The sequence below is a fragment of the Burkholderia sp. Ax-1724 genome (assembly GCF_011752995.1).
Taxonomy (GTDB): Bacteria; Pseudomonadota; Gammaproteobacteria; order Burkholderiales; family Burkholderiaceae; genus Paraburkholderia.
Genome location: NZ_VWWL01000005.1, coordinates 116253 through 135013 on the forward strand (window position 1 = coordinate 116253; position 18761 = coordinate 135013).

The window sequence follows — 18761 nt, forward strand, 5'->3', positions numbered from 1 at the left end:
GCTGGATGACGGCGTGAACATGAAGCAGGATGCTGGTGTTGCACCGGCGAAAGACACGATAGGTGTCCGTCTTTGACATGAACTTTGACACGAATGTGTCGAGACGTTCATCTGAACGGTAGCACGTGTAGGTGATGATTTCCAATCTTCAACGTGCTGTCTGCAACAGGAATGCAAGCTCGTTCGTATTCCTCGCAATCGGAGACCGCAGCCAGAGCCAAAACTTCCACGGTTCGCGCCAGAACGGCTTATTTCAGTATCGGCTGACTATGATGGGACACATCGGGGCGCGATGTGTCGCGAATGTCGCGATCAGTATCGCGAACATCGTTGCCTCACTTGTTCTTTCGGTTTTTTCGTTATCCGGTCGTCGTCGAACAGACGGCAGCGATCCGGCCACGCGGTTCTGCGTATTTCCCGAACGAGCCGGACTCCATACCGGCATCTGTCTTTCACTGCGAACTGAGCGGCTGGTCGGGTCTGTCCGACGCGGACGTCCTGTCATTAATCACACAAGAAGGCATCGAGACGATTCACGTCGCAGCGCGTCAGGCGTTGGCGTCGACAGATAATCGTGCGCGAGCCGGCTTCGATGGCGAGGAGTTACAGATGAGTAAGGTTGGCGCGGTGGCAGCTACAAGAGATACCGATGCGACGCTGCAGCACGAGGTCGATATTCCGCCTCTCGTGCCGGTGATTCTGGCCGGCGGTTCGGGCACGCGGCTGTGGCCTGTGTCGCGAGAACAGTTTCCGAAGCAGTTGATCGATGTGATCGGCAATCAGACCTTGCTGCAGGCCACGATGGGACGCATGGCCGGCTTCGAGGGCGCATGGGATGTCGCGGACGATCCGGTGATCGTCTGTGGTGCCGAGCATTATTTCGCTACGTGCGAGCAGGCGCGCGAAATCGGCGTGAATGCACGCATCGTGGTCGAACCCGCGCGGCGCGACACCGCGCCCGCACTGACGCTCGCGGCACTGGCCGCATGCGCCGACAACGAGGACGCGATTCTGGTCGCCATGCCCGCGGACCATGCCATAGCGAATCTCGATGCGCTTCACCACGCGATTGGCATCGCGGCGACTCACGCGCAGGAGGGCGCCATCGTCACGCTCGGTGTGCCGCCTGAGCGTCCCGATACGGGGTTCGGCTATATCCGTCTCGGCGGTGCCCTGAAGGATGGCGCGCGCCATATCGAACGATTCGTCGAGAAGCCTGCGGTGGAACTTGCGGCGCAGTATGTCGGCTCCGGCAATTACTGGTGGAATAGCGGTATTTTCGTCGTGCGTGCTTCGATCTGGCTCAAGGTCATCGGGCAATGCCAGCCGGAAATGCATGCCGCCTGCGTGCAGGCCTATCGCAATGCCAAACAGACCGACGAATGCCTGATGCCGGAAGCGGCCGAGTTCTTGCGCTCGCCCGCCGATTCGATCGATTACGCGGTGATGGAGCAACTCGGCAAGCCCGGCTCGACATTCACCGGTGTCGTGGTGCCGCTCGAAGCGGGCTGGTCCGATCTCGGCTCGTGGGATGCGGTATGGCAAGCGATGGAGAAGGACGAATGCGGCAACGCTTCGAATGGCCGCGTGCTGTTCGAAGGCGCGACCGCGACCTATGCGCGCTCCCAGGGCGGCCGGCTGGTCGCCTGTGTCGGCACGGACAACCTGGTCGTGATCGAAACCGACGACGCGGTGCTCGTCGCGGATCGCGCGCACGTGCAGGACGTCAAGGAGCTTGTGTCGCGTATCCGGCGCGAGAAGTCGCCGGAAGCGGACACGCACAGAAAAGTCCGTCGTCCATGGGGCTTTTACGATTCCATCGATCAAGGCGAGCGCTTTCAGGTGAAGCGCATCGTCGTCAGCCCGGGGGCGCGTCTGTCGCTGCAAATGCACCATCATCGCGCGGAGCACTGGGTGGTGGTGAGCGGAACGGCATTGGTCACGCGCGGAGACGAGCAGTTTCTGCTCGGCGAAAACGAGTCGACCTATATTCCGCTCGGTATTCGTCATCGGCTCGAAAATCCGGGCCGCGTGCCGCTGCAGATCATCGAGGTTCAGTCCGGTACCTATCTCGGCGAAGACGACATCGTTCGCTTCGACGACAAGTATGGGCGTTGCGGCTAATGCGCTGGAGTCGAATGGAACCGCACCCTCAGGAGGCTGCAATGCGATTGCTGACTGGTCTACTGGCGAGATGTTTCGACGTGGCGATGATCGTTGCGGGCGCTTTCGCGGCCTCGCAGATTCGCTTCGACGACGGCTCGCAACGGAGTTTCTACTTCGCGTTCGTCGCGTTTGCCGCAGCGTTTTCTCTTGCCGTATTTCCGGCGCTCGGCGTCTATGACTCATGGCGCGGCCGCTCGAAGAGAGCACTCGCCGGACATATCGCGTTGAGCTGGCTCGTCGTGCAGGCCTGCGCGATGGTGCTGATGTTCTCGCTGCACCGGATCGATCTGGTGTCGCGGCTCTGGTTCGCGTACTGGACCGGCATTTCCGGGGCCGCGATGATGGCGGGCCGCATGCTGACGCATGCGCTGCTCGGCCACGTGCGCGTGGCGGGAATGAACTTGCAGCAGGTCGCGGTGGCCGCCTGCGGAGATCATTGCGACGAAATCATCCGCAAGATAGAGCAGTCGCCGGCCGCGGGGTTTCGCGCGAATGCGCTCTATAACCTGAGCGCCGGTTGCGGGCTCCCGACGGGTTCGTCCGTGCGCGTGTTCGAACGGCATGAGGCGTTTGCCCGCTACGTGCGCGAGCAGAACATCGGCGAAGTATGGCTTGCACTGCCGCTTTCGGAAGAGCGCGCGATTCTCCGGCTCGTCGCGGAGTTTCGTAACGATCTGATCAATATCCGCTTCATGCCCGACGTGCGCACGCTCGCGCTTTTCGAAGGCAGCATGTCCGATCTGCTCGGTCTGCCGACGATCAATCTTGCCGCGTCGCCGTTGCCGCCGAATGCGCTGGTGCAGAAAGACCTGTTCGATCGTCTCTTTGCGCTCTTTGCATTGATTGCGGTTTCGCCGATTCTGCTTGGCTGCGCAATTGCGGTCAAACTGAGTTCGCATGGACCGGTGTTTTTCAGGCAACGCCGCAAAGGCGCGGACGGGCGTGTCTTTACGATCTACAAGTTCCGCACGATGCGCTTGCATGAGCAGAAGGCCGGTGTGCTCGAACAGGCCACGCGTGGCGATCCGCGCATTACGGCGGTGGGTGCTTTCCTGCGCCGGACCAGTCTCGATGAACTGCCGCAGTTCTTCAACGTATTGCGCGGCGATATGTCCGTAGTGGGGCCGCGTCCTCATGCGCTCGAACACGACGATCTCTATCAGAACATCGTGTCCGGCTACATTCATCGCTATCGGATCAAGCCCGGCATTACCGGCTGGGCGCAGATCAACGGCTTTCGCGGTGAAACGGATCGGCTCGAAAAAATGGAAGGCCGTGTCGCGCACGATCTGTACTACCTGAGGAACTGGTCGTTCTGGCTCGACGTCAGGATCATTCTGGCGACGATTTTCAAGGGACTTCATCATTCGAACGCGTATTGAGCGCTCGGCATGAGCGGTCAATACAGGGCACTGGGCGAGATAACGGGTGGGAATAATAGGTAGGAACAACACCCGGACATTGGCGGACATAACGTGATGCTATCCGACGTTGAGAGTGTAGTGAGGCGGTCCGCCAAGCGGGTCGCGCAATACCGTTTTCACCTCGACCATGCCGCGCAGGCGAAACGGGTATTGCAGCTACTCGAAGAAAAGTACGGCCGCGCCGATCCGGCGAACCTGAAGCTCGCGGACGCCTATGCATGCGACGTGTTCGGCGACGCGATCTACGCGCCTTGGCTGCGTGTCTACACGGCATTCAACGGCGCATTCAAGGAAGGCTGGATTCCCGACAACTACTATGCGACCGTGGTGATGCCGTATATGAAGGGCGGGTACGGCAAGATTTCGAACCTGAAGCCGATATCGCAGCTGATCTTCGGCGGCGACGTATTACCGGACATCGCATATTTCGTCAATGGCTTGTTTTTCACGGACCAAAGCGTAGTCGTGCCCGCTCATGAATTGAAGGACATCGTCTTCGAGCACACCGAGCGCGTGGTCTTCAAGCTCGACGGTTCGATGCAGGGTAATGGCGTGCATATCTTCGACAGGACGAATTTCGACCCCGAGGTTATCCGCTCGCTCGGCAATGGCGTGATCCAGAAGTTCATCATTCAACACCCGTTATTCAGGGCGTTCGCATCGAAACCGGTGGCAACGCTGCGTCTGACTACCGTGGTGGACGATGCTGGCCGTATTTCGCTTCGCGCGGCTTTCCTGCGGCTTGGAAGAGCGGACGATACGCATATCCTGATCGATCGCGAAGTCTGCGTGCCCGTCAAAATCGAAACGGGCGAGTTGTGCGACGAAGGTTATCTGGGCGACTGGGGCGCGGTCGAGGCGCATCCGGATTCGGGCGTGCGTTTTGCGGACGTCAAGCTGCCTGAATTTGCGCAGTGCGTCGCGACCGTGTTGAGGCTGCACGGAAAGATTCCGTTTGCGCGTTGTGTCGGATGGGACGTGACCGTCGATGCCGACGATCGCGTGCAGGTCATGGAGTGGAACGGCGAGCACAACGACGTGAAGTTCAGCGAGACCACGCAAGGGCCCTGTTTTATGGGGCTGAACTGGGAGAAGCTGCACGCCGTGCCCGGGTTTTCACCGCGGGCGGGCAGCCAGGGCAGAACGCCCTAGTCGGTAGGCGGGGAAAGCGTGTCATGCGGAAAGCGGCACGTCCTCGATCAATTCGGCCTTGACCACGCGAATCCTGCGGTCGACAAAGTACCCGCCGCCTTCGACATAGCGTAGATAAAGACGCGCGCACAACGAGCATTGCCACACACCGCAGCGGTTGTAGGGGAAATAGCGCGGGGCGATAGGCGCGTCCGCGGACCAGTAAGTGGTTTTATTCGGCAGGTACTCGCTGAAGGTCGGCTCGGGATCGTCTTCCGGCATCAGCGTGCCGACTTCCTCGAATAGCGTTTCGTCGAGCGAGAGCGGCTGCGATTGCCAGCCGTCGAGCGGCGTACGGGTGCATTCGCAAGGCTCGCCGGCGCGCGGCTGTTGTTGCGCGGCGCGCGCGAGGGCGAGCAGGGCGGCGGCGTTCAGTTGTTGCACCATGTGGCGGTTGGCAGGTGGTTCATGATCCGGTCATCATCCGGTCCCGTTGCGCGGCGACCCATGCGCGGTCGAAAGTACCGTTCGCAATCGACGCGAGTGCGGCCGCTTCTTTCGCCTGCTGTTGTCGCGCGCCTTCTATGACGGCGTCGACGTCGGCGGGCGAAATGGCAAGCAGGCCGTCTTCGTCGCCGACAATGATATCGCCTGGATGCACCACCATGCCACCTATCGTGACCGGCACGTTGATTTCTCCGGGGCCGTTCTTGTAGGGACCGCGATGGGTGACGCCGCGCGCGTACACCGGAAAGTCGCGTTGCTGCAGCGCGCCGACGTCGCGAATCGCGCCGTCGATCACGAGCCCCTGCACGCCGAGGCTTTCCGCGTACGTCGCCATGATTTCGCCCATCAGCGCCTGCGTGAGATCGCCGGCGCCGTCGATAACGAGCACGTCGCCGGGCCGGCAGAACTCGAACGCACGGTGAATCGCGAGATTATCGCCGGGGCGGGTATGGATCGTGAGCGCCGTGCCGGCCAGCGGCTTCGGCCGATGAAACGGCCGCAAGCCGATCGCGCCGCTCGCGCGCGCCATGTTGTCGCTGAGCAGCGATACCGCGAGTTCGCGCAAAGCCGCGAGCGTGGCCGGACTCGCTTGCGGCGCGCCTTCGTATTCTCGCCATCCTGCTGGATTCATGCGCTTGCTCCCTGTGCTGCGAATGGTTGAAATTGTCGATCGAGTTGCCGCGACAGCCGTGCATACACACTGCGCGCGTTGTCTTCGTAAATACGTTGCCGGTCGGCGTCGCTGAGCCATTCGATCGCATCGATATAGCGGCGCGTATCGTCATAGTAGTGGCCCGTGCGCGGATCGATGCCTTGCACCGCGCCGATCGTTTCCGACGCAAACAGAATGTTCTCGACCGGAATCACTTTCGCGAGCAATTCGGCACCGGGCTGGTGGTACACGCAGGTATCGAAGAACACGTTCTTCAGCAGATGCTCTTCGAGCAACGGCCGTTTCATGTCCTGAGCGAGTCCGCGATAACGCCCCCAGTGATAGGGCACAGCGCCGCCGCCGTGCGGAATGACGAAGCGCAGCGTGGGGAAGTCCGCGAACAGATCGCCTTGCAGCAATTGCATGAATGCCGACGTATCGCCATTGAGGTAATGCGCGCCGGTGGCATGGAAATTCGGATTGCATGACGACGATACGTGAATCATCGCCGGCACGTCGAGGTCCACCATCGCTTCGTAAAGCGGATACCAGTGGCGGTCCGTGAGTGGCAGGCCGCTCCAGTGTCCGCCTGACGGATCGGGGTTCAGATTGCAGCCGATAAAGCCGAGTTCTTCGACGCAGCGCCGCAATTCGCCGACGCAGTTCAGCGGTGATACATCCGGTGTTTGTGGCAACTGGCACACGCCGACGAAGTGACGCGGGAACAGTTCGCAGACGCGATGCACGAGATCGTTGCATTCGCTCGACCACTGCGCGTTCGCTTCGGCGCCGGCGAGATGATGGCCCATGCCCGCCGCGCGCGGCGAGAAAATCGTCAGATCGGTGCCGCGTTCGCGTTGCACGCGCAATTGGCCGTTTTCGATGCTTTCTCGAATCTCGTCGTCGCCGATAAACGGCCGGGGCGGCGGCGCGGCGCCGTCCTTGAGCGCAGCGATCTGCTGCGCGCGCCACGCTTCGTGTTGCGGCGGAGAGGTCGTGTAATGACCGTGGCAATCGATAATCATAGTGGGCAGTACCCTTGCGGTTGCATGCGATTCAGAGGCGATTCAGGTTCACGGCGCGGCATTGCCGGCCGCGAGCGATGCGTCTTCGTCGTCGGCCGGTGTCACGCGCATCACGAGGGCGATGATCGTCGCGACGACGAGAAACGCCGCGATCGTCAGCAAGGCGAGCTTGAAATTGCCGGTCGCGTTACGCACGATTCCGATGCTCCACGGTCCGACGAGGCCGCCGAATTGCGCGATCGTGTTGATGAGCGCGATGGTCGCGGCGCCCGCCGCGCCGGTTCGGAACGACGACGCGAGACTCCAGAACAGCGGATTGCCCGCATAGATGAAGAGGCCAGTTACGCACAGCAGCGCATAAGCGATCGCGGGGCTCGGCGCATAGGCGCTGCCGGCAATGGCGAGCGCACTCATGCCATACACGAACGCGAGATGTTTCTTGCGGTCGCCCGTGCGATCGGAACTGCGGCTGATGATGAACGTGCCCAATACACCGAGCAGCGGCGGGGCGGCCGACAGAAAGCCGACTTCGATATTGCTCAATTCGCCAAGGCTCTTGACGATTTGCGGCAGCCAGAGGAAGAGCCCATAAATACCGACCAGGGCGCAACCGAACAGACAGGCAAGACTCCAGACGCGGATGTCGCTCGCCACGCGCAGCAGCGGAAAATGCCGGTTACCGCCGAGCGCTGCGCGTTCCGCCGCGAGCGTCGATTCGAGCCAGTTCTTTTCCTCGCTGGAGAGCCAGTCGGCATCCGCGGGGCGCTCGGTCATGATGCGCAGCGTGACGAGACCCAGGAGCATCGCAGGCACGCCTTCGAGAATGAACATCCATTGCCAGCCCGCGAGACCCCAAATACCGTTCGCGTAGGTCATCAGCAGGGTCGAAATGGGCCCGCCCAGCACGGCGGAAACGAGCCCGCGACGATATAGCCGCCGACCGCGCGCGCCCGATAACGCACCGGAAACCATTGGGTCAGATAAACGGCGACGCCGGGCAGAAAGCCGGCTTCCATGACGCCGAGCAGAAAACGCAACACGTAGAAGCTGACGTCGTTGAATACGAATGCCGTAGCGGCGGCCACCGCGCCCCATGTCAGCAGAATGCGCGCAATCCAGATGCGCGCGCCGACGCGATGCAAAAGCAGGTTGCTCGGCACTTCGAGCAGCATATAGCCGACAAAGAAAATACTGCCCGCAAAGCCGAACACGGCCGGGCTGAAGCCCAGCTGCTTGTTCATGTCGAGCGCGGCGAAACCGATATTGATCCGGTCCAGGTAGTTGACGAACATCATCGCGAAGAGCAGGGGCATCAATCGCCCATACACTTTGCGCATCGTTGCGGTTTCGTCGAATGCGGTCATGCTGTCTCCTGCCATGCAACGGCGGGCGCGGCCGTCGTTGCGTTTGTCGTATGTGTTCAAGCAATGGCTTTCGCCAATGATAGAAACGCATCGATCAGGAGTCCAAGAGTGCTTGCTTATGCTTGTATAGGCTTTTGCTTATAGTGTCGGGTCGGCGAGCGGTGGCGGCAAGCAGCCGAGAAAGGCGCACAGATGCGGCGAGGTGTCGTCGCTGCGAAAGGTGGCCGCGAGCGTGGAGCGGTACGCCGAGCCGGGGCCGGACAAATGGCGGAAGATCACGTCGGTGCGTCCGTGCCGAGCTACCGATTCGCCGATGAACGTTACGCCGAGGCCGGCCGCGACGAGTGCAATGGCCGTTTGTATTTCGTAAGCCTCATGGGCGACAAGCGGCGTTACACCGGCATCGCGATAGAGCGATTGCACCGAGTGCTTGAACTGCGCGGTCTGATGCTTGGGGTAGAGAATCAACGGCGTATCGGCGAGATCGGCAATCCGCACGGTTTTGCGCGCGGCGAGCGGATGTCCCGCTTCGAGTGCGACCATGACCCGCTCGCGCAGCAGCGAATACGACGTGCAGCCTTCGACGGTCAGCGGCTGGCGGCCGATGCCGATATGAATGCGCATGTCGCGCAAGGCATCGGTTTGCTCCTCGGTGAGCATTTCGAAGAGCTTGAGTTCGACTTGCGGATATGCCGTGTGGAATTGCTTCAGCGCGGGCGGCAGCACGCTATACATCGACGAACGCGTGAAGCCGATGCTGAGCCAGCCGCGCCGGCCAATGCCGATTTCCTGCGTGGCGAGCGTCATCTGGTCCAGCGAGCCGAGTAGCTGGCGCGCTTCGGTGCACAGATAGTGTCCCGCTTCGGTCAGCATCAACGGCCGCCGCGCGCGGTCGACGAGTTGCGTGCCGAGCCTCTCTTCGAGCGAGCGGATCTGCTGGCTCAGTGCGGGTTGCGCGATATGCAGGCGCTCGGCGGCACGGCTGAAATTGAGTTCTTCAGCGAGAATCACGAAGCATTGCAGGGCTCTGAGGTTCATGTCGGTATTCCTGTCTCCAGTGGGGAAGGATAACCGGTGTTGTTGCGGCGGGTGCTATGGCGCGTGGGTATTGGGCGTAAGCGGTTTGAAGTGCTCGCCGTCGCTACGGTTCGTGACGATGTAGCCGTCGCGCTTGCGTATCTTCATGAAGAAAAGCGCAGGTGCGGTATCGGGATCGCCGCCACATTCGCGCGAGTGTTTTTCGTGAACACCGACGATGAAATAGCGCTTGCTGTCCGACACGTCGAATAGCAGGCATGGTGTGGTGTGGGTTGATAGGTGATGGGTCTGGGTAACGCTTGCGGCTTTGTCCGCGGCTTCATCCGCTGTGGTAATCGCGCGTGCCGATGCCGTGGCATGCGCGGCGGTGAGCAGCAGGCTCAGGGCCAATGGGCGGATCTTCATGTCTTTCTGTGTTACCGGATGGTTGGGTCTCCGGAAGTTATATATTTTTGAGGATGTAGTCCATGGGCCGTGGATAAATCTTCGACGAGGCGAGAAATCGCATCGGCGGCATCACGCTGAGCGGGCAAGTACCTCGCCGATTTCAACATCGTCGAATAGGCGGGCATGAGCGTCTCCGCTCGCGAAACACCGCACCACATCGGGGGGAACACAGGCATCACTGCGTGGATGAGGCCTGTCCCTTGTGCCGGTTCGCGCACTCCGACGTGAACGCCATGCTCGCCTGATCGGGCGTCATGTGCGGCGCGTCGGGGGCGTAGATCTTGGCGATGATCGCGTTGACGGCCTCGCGATCGGACGGGTCTTTGTAGTAATAGGCGGCCTGCTTGAGCGCCTGAGCCTGGGTCTTTTTGTGCGCGCGCCACGAGGCGACCTGGCCGGCGATATCGCCGAGCGCGAAGCATTGATCGCTGACGGTCTGCGCGACGGCCTGAGCGGCCGGCTGTGCCACACACAGCGCGACAAGCGCGGATACGACTACGCGTTTCATTACCGGAATCCTGAGATGAGACGGGCGACGGCGCGGCGACGGTGATCGCCGTTGCCGCGTTCGTATGGGGTGAAGAAAGACGTAGTGTATCGGGAAGTGGGGCGGCGCGCTTTTAGGCGGACGGCGGGGCGCGTTCAATCGGGTTGATTGAGCCTATTGCGTGCGACGAATCGACGCCGCGCGATAAAGCTGAGCAGGGCGATGATCGCCGCGATGCATAGGGATGACGCGATGAAGAGAAGCAGGATGCATGTGTCCTGAATGTCGAGGGCGTCGGGCTGGTAGTCGGCATATATCAAACCTATTGCGTGCCGAACGATTGCTGAAAGCCACGATGGTATGTCGAACGTGAAGTGTTGCAGAAGGAACCGGGTTAGCTGCATGCCGCCCAGGCAGGACAGCGCGAGTCCGGCGAGACACCCGCCGATAAGTGTGAGACGTTTCATCGGACTTCCAGGCGGCCGTATGCTTTCAGATGATCGCTACCCGGAATGGCGATATTCGGCTTGTGAGAGCGAATGTAGCGCTGCAGTCGTTCGAAGTCGTTGCCGTTTTTCACAGTGATGCAGCCGTCACTTTCGCGCATCGGGCCTTCAGCGTGAAGGCGAAAATTACCACGACGTATTCCGTCAATCATTGTGGTATCGCCTCCGTGAGCGTTCCATAGCATGAACCATTTTGTTCGGTCGGTGCTACCAAGGTATGTGTCACTCAGATCGTGCAACCATCCCAATCTTCCACCCGATTGACGATCAACAATAAAGTACGTGCCAGGTGGAATAGCTCCAGTCATGGGGATCGAAACTGCGTTGGGATTGTCCCGACCCTTACCATGACCCGAATAGGCTTCGATCATTCCAAGTCCCAAACAATAGAGGCCCGAAGTTTCACGATTATTGAGTGCAAAGGTACAGAATACAGACATTTCTTCTCCGGCTACAGAAATTAGACGAGTAAACGTCGCAGACGCAACACAGATCTCGGTGTGTGACGGTGGCCACAGATGCACACTCGTTGCACAACGGCTAGCGATTCGGCGACTCTAATAGCCTGTCGATATTTGCGACCGTCGGCAAGTGCACGGGGGTATCGATCCGTGAATCTCGGTACTCGTCACTTCGTTCATGTCAGAATTTGAGCGAAAAATACCTGTGCTTACCATCTATTTTGAGTGTGGATAATGGGAGATGGCGACAACTCGTCCTTGAAGTCCAAGGCTATGCCGTATTGTTTTTCTCTTCTGATAAGAGTTAAAAATAGTCACAGATTGATTGAGACTGACTGGAGTTGCCCCTGTAACTCAGGATAACTACTATCGGCAACTCAGCAATCCCGCTGTAGTGCAGGTATCGACTTAAACCAAACAGCCTTCACGATTCCCGGGGCAGTTCAGATCGCCGCGATGCATAGGGATGACGCGATGAATAGAAGCAGGATGCGCGTGTCCTGAATGACGGTTATTGATCCTCTTCACAGCAATTATTTTTACATCCTGGCGTAAGCTGTAGTATGACCATCCTGCTGGTTTCTGCGTAGCTGGAAGGGTTTCCGAAGCTAACGTAATCTCAAAGAGGGGACAAACAGCCGTGTCTGGAACTGACGAAGGAAGAACGCGCAAACCTTGTGCCGATGGCGAGAAGTCGGCTTAATCAAAAGTGTTGCAAAGCGTTGCGAATCGAGTCCTAACTCTCAATCACATATCCATTGCTCCACGCCCCGAACCCCACCTCGACTTGCGACACCCCCAAAGAAAAAGCCGCTCTGCAATTCGCAGAGCGGCTTCGAAAAACCACCAGGCTCGCGGCCCATCATCGGGCCGCATCGCCGAAAAAGCTCAATGCCCGAATGATTCCGCCTTCGACGCATTCGCTTCCGCTACTTGCGGACGTGCTGCCTGTTTGATCAGCAGCGCGACACACGACAACAGACCGGCAACCGCGATCGTCGCGAAGATGCCGCTGAACGAGAAGTGGCGGCGCGTCAGTTCGGCCACGAGGAACGAGCCCGCGATGCCGCCGAAGCGGCCCACGCCGAGCATCCACGCGACGCCGGTGCCGCGGCCCGCGGTCGGATAGAACGCGGCGGCGAGTGCCGGCATCGACGATTGCGCGGTGTTCATCAGCACGCCGGCGATGAATACGATCAGCACGAGCGCGCCGACGTTGCCGGCTGCCTGGCCGATGAAGTACACGCTGAGCGCGGTCAGCGCATAGCAGACCGCGATAACGCGATTGGCGTTGAAGCGGTCCATCAGCACGCCGGCCAGCACCGCACCGACGCCGCCGAGCGGGAACAGCGCGGAGATCAGCGTTGCGCGTTGCGGCGTGAGGCCGGCGTCTTTCAGCAGGATCGGCATCCAGTTGATCGACGCGTAGAAGATCACGAGGCCCATGAAATACGCGAGCCACAGCATCACCGAGCCGACGATGTACGAGCGCGACAGCACGACGCCGAGACCCTTGCTGCCGGTTTGCGGCGCGGTTTCGGTCATCGTGAATGCGCCCGCCTGCACGGCGTCGCCGGAAATGCGCGCGAGTGCCGCGCGAATCCGCTCGACCGGCTTCTGGTTCGCGACCATGTAGCGCACCGACTCGGGCATCTTCGTGAGCAGCAGGACCGACAGCAGGAGCGGCGTGACGCCGCCGAGCAGCAGGACGCTGCGCCAGCCGAAATGCGGAATCATCCATGCGGCGAGGAAGCCGCCGAATGCCGCACCGAGCGGAAAGCCGCAGAACATCAGGTTGATGACGGTGGCGCGGCGGTTGTCCGGGCAGTACTCGCCCATCATCGTGACGGCGTTCGGCATCGCGGCGCCGAGGCCGACGCCGGTGATGAAGCGCAGCACGGTCAGTTGCTCGATGCCGGTCGAGAATGCCGACGCGAGGCACGCGAGCCCGAACAGCAGCACCGAGCCGAGCAGCATGCCGCGACGGCCGAGGCGGTCGGACAGCGGGCCGGAACCGAGCGCGCCGCACGCGAGGCCGAACAGCGCCGCGCTCAGCACGGGCGCGAGCGCGGGTTTGTCGATGCCCCATTCGGTGATGAGCGAGGGGGCGATGAAGCCGATCGCGGCGGTGTCAAAACCGTCCATCAGGACGATGATGAAGCACATGAAGAAGATCAGCCACTGGAACGGCGAAAACGGGTGCTCGTTGATAAAGGTTTGAACGTTCACAGCGGTGCTGCGGTTCATGATGGTCTCCTGACTGCGAAAAAGCCCGACATAACGGGCGTTTTTTCTTAAGACCGTGTGCCGTCGGGTAGCGGCGCACGATGCCTGCACCTGCGGCGAACTGCTGGGCTTAGGCAATGAATCATACCCGCTGCGGTTCGCGTGCGGGAGCGTCGCCGGGATCGGCGTTTTGTTCGCGTGAAGAACGGTGATTCTTCACGCGAACGCGCGCCACTGTAAGTAATTTGATGGCAGCGGGCAACGGGGGATTACCCGAGATGAGAAACGCGCCTCGCGAAGGTGCGATAGGACTTCGCGATGGGGCTGATTCCGGAGTCGTCGAGCGGGCCGAACCTGAGGTGCGGATGCGCGGCTTCAGCGTGCGCGTGCGGCGATCTATTTCGCGTTGACGTCGAATTCACAGGTATCGACGGCGCGGATGTTCAACGGGTTCAACGGAGTGTGCGCGAAGGCGACGGCGGTGCTTTTTATCTCACGATGCGCATTAGTTCGCATGGCAAATGAATCTGCCCGGCATGATCGATGTGATGGAACACGCGCATCGCTTCAGCGAAGTCGAATTTGCTTTGCCCGAAGGGCAGCGTATCCGCATGCCGAGGCTGCAATCCGCATTCGATTGGCAGCCCCAGGCAACACGCTCTGTCAGGTCACGCGAGCTTCGCCGCAATCGCCGCGCCGACCTCGCTCGTGCTTGCGCTGCCGCCGAGGTCGCCGGTATGCGGGCCTTCGGCGAGCGTCGCCTCGATCGCGCGCAGGATCGCGTCGTGCGCTTCGCGTTCCTTGCCGGTGGAGCGGCCGAGGAAGTCGAGCATCATCGCGGCCGACCAGATCATCGCGATCGGATTGGCGATGTGCTTGCCGGCGATGTCGGGTGCCGAGCCGTGCACCGGTTCGAACAGCGACGGGAACGTGCGGTCCGGATTCAGATTGCCCGACGGCGCGAGGCCGATCGTGCCGGTACAGGCAGGGCCGAGATCGGAAAGGATGTCGCCGAACAGGTTGGTCGCGACCACCACGTCGAAGCGGTCCGGGTTCAGCACGAAGCGCGCGGAAAGGATGTCGATGTGCTGCTTGTCCCATTCGACGTCCGGATAGTGCGCGGCGATGCCGGCCGCGCATTTGTCCCACCACGGCATGCTGATCGCGATGCCGTTGCTCTTCGTCGCGACCGTGATCTTCTTGCGTTCGCGCCGCTGCGCGAGATCGAATGCGAACTTCAGCACGCGCTCGCTGCCGTGCCGTGTGAACACCGATTCCTGCAGCACGAATTCGCGCTCGGTGCCTTCGAACATCACGCCGCCGACCGACGAATACTCGCCCTCGGTGTTCTCGCGCACGATCCAGAAGTCGATGTCGCCGGCCTTGCGTCCCGCGAGCGGCGACGGCACGCCCGCGAAAAGACGCGCGGGGCGCAGATTCACGTATTGATCGAATTCGCGGCGGAATTTGAGCAGCGACCCCCACAGCGAAATATGATCGGGCACGGTGTCGGGCCAGCCGACCGCGCCGAACAGGATCGCATCCATCGATTGCAGTTGCGTTTTCCAGTCGTCGGGCATCATCTTGCCGTGCTTCGCGTAGTAGTCGCAGCTTGCCCACTCGATATGCCGATACTCGAGTTCGATGCCGAAGCGTTTCGTCGCGACGTCCAGCACGCGCAGCGCTTCCGGCATCACTTCGACGCCGATGCCGTCGCCCGGTATGACGGCAATCCGATATCTGTTCGACATGCTGTGCTCCTTCTGTGTAATGGGTGTGCAACGGGGTATTCAGCGGAGTACCCAACGGGTATCGACGTTTCAATGGCGCTTATTCTATTCTCGCTAATTGCGTCTACAATGCGCGCTTTGGTTAAACCACTGTACACGATTCGTGTATAAAGAGCGCCGCCATGAATAGCGTCCCGTCTCCCGATCTCGGCGATCTGCGCGTGTTCTGCGAAGTTGCGCGCAAGTGCAGTTTCAGCGCGGCGGCCGAGGCGCTATCGGTCTCGGCCGCCTATGTCAGCAAACGCATCGGCGTGCTCGAGGCGACGCTCGGCACGCGCCTTCTGCATCGCTCCACGCGTCGTGTCGCGATTACCGAAGCGGGCGAGCGCGTCTATGCATGGGCCGAAAAAATTCTCGACGACGTCGATCAACTGGTCGAGGACGTCTCCACCACGCGCCGCATTCCGGGCGGCAAGCTGCGCATTTCGAGCAGCTTCGGTTTCGGCCGGCGCTTCGTCGCACCCGCGCTCGCACGCTTTTCGGAACGCTATGCGCAACTGAGCGTGCGGCTCGATCTGTTCGATCGTCTTGTCGACGTCGCAGGCGAGGGCATCGATCTCGACATCCGCATCGGCGACGACATCGCGCCGCATCTGATCGCGCGGCGGCTCGCCTCGAATCATCGCGTGCTGTGCGCGTCGCCCGATTATCTCGCGCGGCATGGCACGCCGCGGCAACTCGCGGAACTGTCCTCGCATGCGTGTCTCGCCATCAAGGAGCGCGATCATCCGTTCGGCTTGTGGCGGCTCACGGTGCGCGGCGAAGCGGTATCGATCAAGGTCACCGGACCGCTGTCGACCAATCATGGCGAAGTCGCCGTGCAATGGGCGCTGGCCGGCCGCGGCATCGTGCTGCGTTCGCTGTGGGACGTGCGCGGACTCATCGACAGCGGCCAGTTACGCCAGCTGTTACCCGAGGCGACTCAACCCGCCAACGTTTGGGCCGTGTATCCGGAGCGGCTCGCGCAGTCCGCGAAGGTGAGGGTATGCGTGGATTTTCTCAGCGAGGAATTCGCGCAGTTCGGCAGCACGCCGGCGGATCGTTGAGGCGGGGTACTCCGCGATTTGCGCAGCCGCTTGCATGGCTGACGAAGTGCTTTAGATGCCTTACTAAATAATTGCGCAAATTCCACTCGAAATGCTTTCGATTCATTGTCGTTTTAGCGTCACCATAGCGGGTAAAAATGCGCGGGCAATCAGGGAAATTACCGGCTCTCTGACTCTTCACAGTTTCTATTGCTGCGCAAGTAACAATTAGTTAGGATTCGGCGTTATCGCGTATTCGTCAGCTCAGCGGCTTACCAATGATTTTCGCATGAAGATCGAATTCACTCATTCCGCAGCGCCGCTAGAAAGTCCGGCAAGCCATGCCGGCATCGTGAGCTTGCGCACCGCCAGTGTCGCCGACGAAGCGTTTCTTTGTGACGTTTTCGTGAGCACGCGTTGGGATGAATTCGCACGCACCGGTTGGGAGCCGTCTCGCATCGACGCGTTTCTGCGGCATCAATCGCAGCTTCAACACACGTATTACCGCGAGCACTATCCACACGCTTTTTTCGACGTCGTGTTGGCCGGCGCGGAGCCGGTCGGGCGTCTGTATCACGCATGGCGGCCCGCGCAACTCGGCGACGAAGCCCGCATCATCGATATCGCCTTGCTGCCCGCATGGCGTGGCAAGGGCATCGGCACGCGGCTATTGCGCGCGTTGATCGCCGGGGCGGTGCGCGAAGGCTTGCCCGTTACCCTGAACGTCGAGGCCGACAACCCGGTGCAGTCGTTGTACCGGCGTCTGGGTTTCGTGAAGCAGAGCAGCGAGCAGGACGGCGGCGTCTACGGGTTGATGCGCCGCGAATGCGCGCCGCTCGATATACAACTCGACGCGCGTGCCGTTTCATCCGTCACGTCGCGGGACGATGCACGGACGGTGTGCGCATGAGAGAGTATTAAGCACATAATGAACAGGCAATAAATAAACAATAAGCAAACGATAAGCAAACCACAAGCAAGTAATAAGCAGGGCGCGGCATGATCGAATTGGACCACCGTGGAATTCATTAAAGCTTTCCAGAAATATGTCGTAAGCCTAACGATAGAGAAAAAGAGTCATTCCGTAGACCCGTATTAAAGCGACGCGCAACCGGGCTGTAAGCCACGGCGATGCATCACGGCAAATGCGCGCGAACTGAGAGCATGACAAGAATGACGGCAACCGGCGCGCTGCATCGGCAGCACCACGGCGCGCGCGTTGCGATCGAGGGGGACCAGTGTCGAACGCGGTTTCGGATTTGCCGGCCTACGATGCGCTGAGGGCGTCGCTTGGGCAGGTCTTCACGCTCGCGAGCGCGGACGCGGCGGCGTTGCCGCTCGTGCAGACGCGTTTGCTGGACGCATGGACGGGCCTCGCCATGAATGGCGAGCACGAGTGCTATTCGGCGAGCTTCGAGTTGCCGCCGGCGGTTGCGTTACCTCAGGACACCTATCGCTTCATCGCACCCGACGGCCGTGCATGGCTGCTGTTCGTCTCGCCGGGCAGACCGCTCGAATCGGGCGCGCGGACGCTGTGCGCGGTGATTCATCGCAAGCGTTCGGCTTGCGCGGCGGATGCGGTGTGATGAGTCGCGCATTCCATTCTTCGCGGCGTTCCATTCGGCGCACGTGCAACGACATGCGGTGCGGCGCGCCGCACGCCGTTGCACGCGGCGCCTTGTACGCAGCCTCGCATTCCGCCTTGCACCTTTTTCCCCATCGCATTTCGCATGCCGTCGCGTGCTGCGTTCCGCTCAGCCGCACGGCTCTTCCGTCGTTTTCGTTTTCTCTCTTCTGGAGGCAGCATGTCCGATCAATACCTCGGTGAAATCCGCATGGTGGGCTTCGACTTCGCACCCAACGGCTGGGCGTTGTGCCAGGGGCAGCTCATGTCGATTGCGCAAAACAGCCCGCTGTTCGCGCTGCTCGGCACGTACTACGGCGGCAACGGCCAAACCACGTTCGGTCTGCCGAACCTGCAGGGCCGCTCGCCGGTCGGCGTGGGGACGGGGCTGGGTCTCGCGCCGGTGGTGACCGGCGAGCAGGCCGGAGCCGAAAACATCACGCTGACGCAGGCGCAATTGCCCGTTCACACGCACGCGACGCAAGTTACCGGTGCGACGCAGCCGACCACGGTTGCCGTGGCGATTCCCGCCGCGACGGGCACGACGGCCACGTCGGGGCCCCCCGCGACCAGCGTGACCAATATTCCCGGACCGACGACGGTGCTCGGCGGCGCGTTGTCGTCGGGCCATCCGGCGACGGTCTACAACACCGCCAACGCCGACACCACGCTCAAGCCGTTCAACCTCACGGTGCCGGCCAGCCTGCCGAACGTCGTCAACGCGAATGCGGGCAGCGGCTTGCCGTTCAACACGCGCAATCCGTATCTCGGCATCAACTTCATCGTCGCGTTGACGGGGATTTTCCCGTCGCGCGGCTAAAGCGTTTTCGTCCAGTCCCGTTTTGCGGCGCCGCGCGTTTGGAACGCGCGGCGGCCGGGAGAGTATCG

General features: G+C 61.0%; 17 protein-coding genes and 1 pseudogene. 7 read left to right on the forward strand and 11 right to left on the reverse strand.

What is annotated here, in order from left to right; genetic code table 11:
- The first annotated feature begins 609 nt into the window (after window positions 1–609).
- The 3 genes from F3J19_RS08000 to F3J19_RS08010 all read left to right on the forward strand — a co-directional run bounded on the left by F3J19_RS08000 (window position 610) and on the right by F3J19_RS08010 (window position 4742).
- Complete coding sequence (locus F3J19_RS08000; RefSeq protein ID WP_167039552.1) at window positions 610–2124, forward strand: mannose-1-phosphate guanylyltransferase/mannose-6-phosphate isomerase; 1515 nt, start codon at window positions 610–612, stop codon at window positions 2122–2124.
- A 41-nt stretch (window positions 2125–2165) separates the two neighbouring features.
- Window positions 2166–3548 (forward strand): undecaprenyl-phosphate glucose phosphotransferase, encoded by a 1383-nt coding sequence (locus tag F3J19_RS08005; RefSeq protein ID WP_167039554.1) that lies wholly within the window; start codon window positions 2166–2168, stop codon window positions 3546–3548.
- Between the two features lie 96 nt (window positions 3549–3644).
- Window positions 3645–4742, forward strand: coding sequence for a sugar-transfer associated ATP-grasp domain-containing protein (locus F3J19_RS08010; RefSeq protein ID WP_167039556.1), 1098 nt, complete (start codon window positions 3645–3647; stop codon window positions 4740–4742).
- A gap of 21 nt (window positions 4743–4763) precedes the next feature.
- On the opposite strand, the gene F3J19_RS08015 is transcribed toward F3J19_RS08010, so the two are convergent.
- The 11 genes and pseudogenes from F3J19_RS08015 to F3J19_RS08065 all read right to left on the reverse strand — a co-directional run bounded on the left by F3J19_RS08015 (window position 4764) and on the right by F3J19_RS08065 (window position 15185).
- Window positions 4764–5168 carry a hypothetical protein gene (locus F3J19_RS08015; RefSeq protein WP_167039558.1) on the reverse strand — a complete coding sequence of 135 codons (405 nt, stop codon included), beginning with the start codon at window positions 5166–5168 and terminating at the stop codon, window positions 4764–4766.
- A gap of 19 nt (window positions 5169–5187) precedes the next feature.
- Entirely contained in the window at window positions 5188–5859 is a 672-nt protein-coding gene (locus tag F3J19_RS08020) for an RraA family protein (RefSeq protein ID WP_167039560.1), read from the reverse strand.
- Window positions 5856–6905 carry an amidohydrolase family protein gene (locus F3J19_RS08025; RefSeq protein ID WP_167039561.1) on the reverse strand — a complete coding sequence of 350 codons (1050 nt, stop codon included), beginning with the start codon at window positions 6903–6905 and terminating at the stop codon, window positions 5856–5858. Before F3J19_RS08025 ends, F3J19_RS08020 begins: the two co-directional genes overlap by 4 nt.
- Before the next feature lie 48 nt (window positions 6906–6953).
- A pseudogene (locus F3J19_RS08030) lies at window positions 6954–8269 on the reverse strand (MFS transporter).
- A gap of 138 nt (window positions 8270–8407) precedes the next feature.
- Window positions 8408–9307, reverse strand: a complete 900-nt coding sequence (locus tag F3J19_RS08035; protein ID WP_167039563.1) for a LysR family transcriptional regulator — start codon at window positions 9305–9307, stop codon at window positions 8408–8410.
- A 54-nt stretch (window positions 9308–9361) separates the two neighbouring features.
- Window positions 9362–9712 carry a hypothetical protein gene (locus F3J19_RS08040; RefSeq protein WP_167039565.1) on the reverse strand — a complete coding sequence of 117 codons (351 nt, stop codon included), beginning with the start codon at window positions 9710–9712 and terminating at the stop codon, window positions 9362–9364.
- 217 nt (window positions 9713–9929) lie between these two features.
- Complete coding sequence (locus F3J19_RS08045; RefSeq protein ID WP_167039567.1) at window positions 9930–10262, reverse strand: hypothetical protein; 333 nt, start codon at window positions 10260–10262, stop codon at window positions 9930–9932.
- A gap of 134 nt (window positions 10263–10396) precedes the next feature.
- Window positions 10397–10708 (reverse strand): hypothetical protein, encoded by a 312-nt coding sequence (locus F3J19_RS08050; protein ID WP_167039569.1) that lies wholly within the window; start codon window positions 10706–10708, stop codon window positions 10397–10399.
- A complete protein-coding gene (locus F3J19_RS08055; protein ID WP_167039571.1) occupies window positions 10705–11187 on the reverse strand; it encodes a DUF2778 domain-containing protein in 483 nt (160 codons plus the stop codon). The genes F3J19_RS08050 and F3J19_RS08055 overlap by 4 nt, the downstream gene beginning before the upstream one ends.
- Window positions 11188–12096: 909 nt before the next feature.
- Entirely contained in the window at window positions 12097–13455 is a 1359-nt protein-coding gene (locus tag F3J19_RS08060; protein ID WP_167039573.1) for an MFS transporter, read from the reverse strand.
- 647 nt (window positions 13456–14102) lie between these two features.
- Entirely contained in the window at window positions 14103–15185 is a 1083-nt protein-coding gene (locus F3J19_RS08065) for a tartrate dehydrogenase (protein ID WP_167039575.1), read from the reverse strand.
- A gap of 161 nt (window positions 15186–15346) precedes the next feature.
- Here F3J19_RS08065 and F3J19_RS08070 point away from each other — a divergent pair, with 161 nt between their 5' ends.
- The 4 genes from F3J19_RS08070 to F3J19_RS08085 all read left to right on the forward strand — a co-directional run bounded on the left by F3J19_RS08070 (window position 15347) and on the right by F3J19_RS08085 (window position 18693).
- A complete protein-coding gene (locus tag F3J19_RS08070; RefSeq protein ID WP_167039577.1) occupies window positions 15347–16270 on the forward strand; it encodes a LysR substrate-binding domain-containing protein in 924 nt (307 codons plus the stop codon).
- A gap of 268 nt (window positions 16271–16538) precedes the next feature.
- Window positions 16539–17159, forward strand: a complete 621-nt coding sequence (locus F3J19_RS08075) for a GNAT family N-acetyltransferase (RefSeq protein ID WP_167039579.1) — start codon at window positions 16539–16541, stop codon at window positions 17157–17159.
- 328 nt (window positions 17160–17487) lie between these two features.
- Complete coding sequence (locus tag F3J19_RS08080; protein WP_167039581.1) at window positions 17488–17835, forward strand: hypothetical protein; 348 nt, start codon at window positions 17488–17490, stop codon at window positions 17833–17835.
- A gap of 219 nt (window positions 17836–18054) precedes the next feature.
- On the forward strand, window positions 18055–18693 hold the full coding sequence (locus tag F3J19_RS08085; protein ID WP_167039583.1) for a tail fiber protein: 639 nt from the start codon (window positions 18055–18057) through the stop codon (window positions 18691–18693).
- The last annotated feature ends 68 nt before the right edge of the window (window positions 18694–18761 follow it).

Coding starts and splice junctions, on each gene's coding strand:
- F3J19_RS08015 (WP_167039558.1), bottom strand. CDS start 5,168: ATGGTGCAACAACTGAACGCCGCCGCCCTGCTCGCCCTCGCGCGCGCC.
- F3J19_RS08040 (WP_167039565.1), bottom strand. CDS start 9,712: ATGAAGATCCGCCCATTGGCCCTGAGCCTGCTGCTCACCGCCGCGCAT.
- F3J19_RS08020 (WP_167039560.1), bottom strand. CDS start 5,859: ATGAATCCAGCAGGATGGCGAGAATACGAAGGCGCGCCGCAAGCGAGT.
- F3J19_RS08045 (WP_167039567.1), bottom strand. CDS start 10,262: ATGAAACGCGTAGTCGTATCCGCGCTTGTCGCGCTGTGTGTGGCACAG.
- F3J19_RS08085 (WP_167039583.1), top strand. CDS start 18,055: ATGTCCGATCAATACCTCGGTGAAATCCGCATGGTGGGCTTCGACTTC.
- F3J19_RS08060 (WP_167039573.1), bottom strand. CDS start 13,455: ATGAACCGCAGCACCGCTGTGAACGTTCAAACCTTTATCAACGAGCAC.
- F3J19_RS08005 (WP_167039554.1), top strand. CDS start 2,166: ATGCGATTGCTGACTGGTCTACTGGCGAGATGTTTCGACGTGGCGATG.
- F3J19_RS08075 (WP_167039579.1), top strand. CDS start 16,539: ATGAAGATCGAATTCACTCATTCCGCAGCGCCGCTAGAAAGTCCGGCA.
- F3J19_RS08010 (WP_167039556.1), top strand. CDS start 3,645: ATGCTATCCGACGTTGAGAGTGTAGTGAGGCGGTCCGCCAAGCGGGTC.
- F3J19_RS08055 (WP_167039571.1), bottom strand. CDS start 11,187: ATGTCTGTATTCTGTACCTTTGCACTCAATAATCGTGAAACTTCGGGC.
- F3J19_RS08050 (WP_167039569.1), bottom strand. CDS start 10,708: ATGAAACGTCTCACACTTATCGGCGGGTGTCTCGCCGGACTCGCGCTG.
- F3J19_RS08070 (WP_167039577.1), top strand. CDS start 15,347: ATGAATAGCGTCCCGTCTCCCGATCTCGGCGATCTGCGCGTGTTCTGC.
- F3J19_RS08035 (WP_167039563.1), bottom strand. CDS start 9,307: ATGAACCTCAGAGCCCTGCAATGCTTCGTGATTCTCGCTGAAGAACTC.
- F3J19_RS08065 (WP_167039575.1), bottom strand. CDS start 15,185: ATGTCGAACAGATATCGGATTGCCGTCATACCGGGCGACGGCATCGGC.
- F3J19_RS08000 (WP_167039552.1), top strand. CDS start 610: ATGAGTAAGGTTGGCGCGGTGGCAGCTACAAGAGATACCGATGCGACG.
- F3J19_RS08025 (WP_167039561.1), bottom strand. CDS start 6,905: ATGATTATCGATTGCCACGGTCATTACACGACCTCTCCGCCGCAACAC.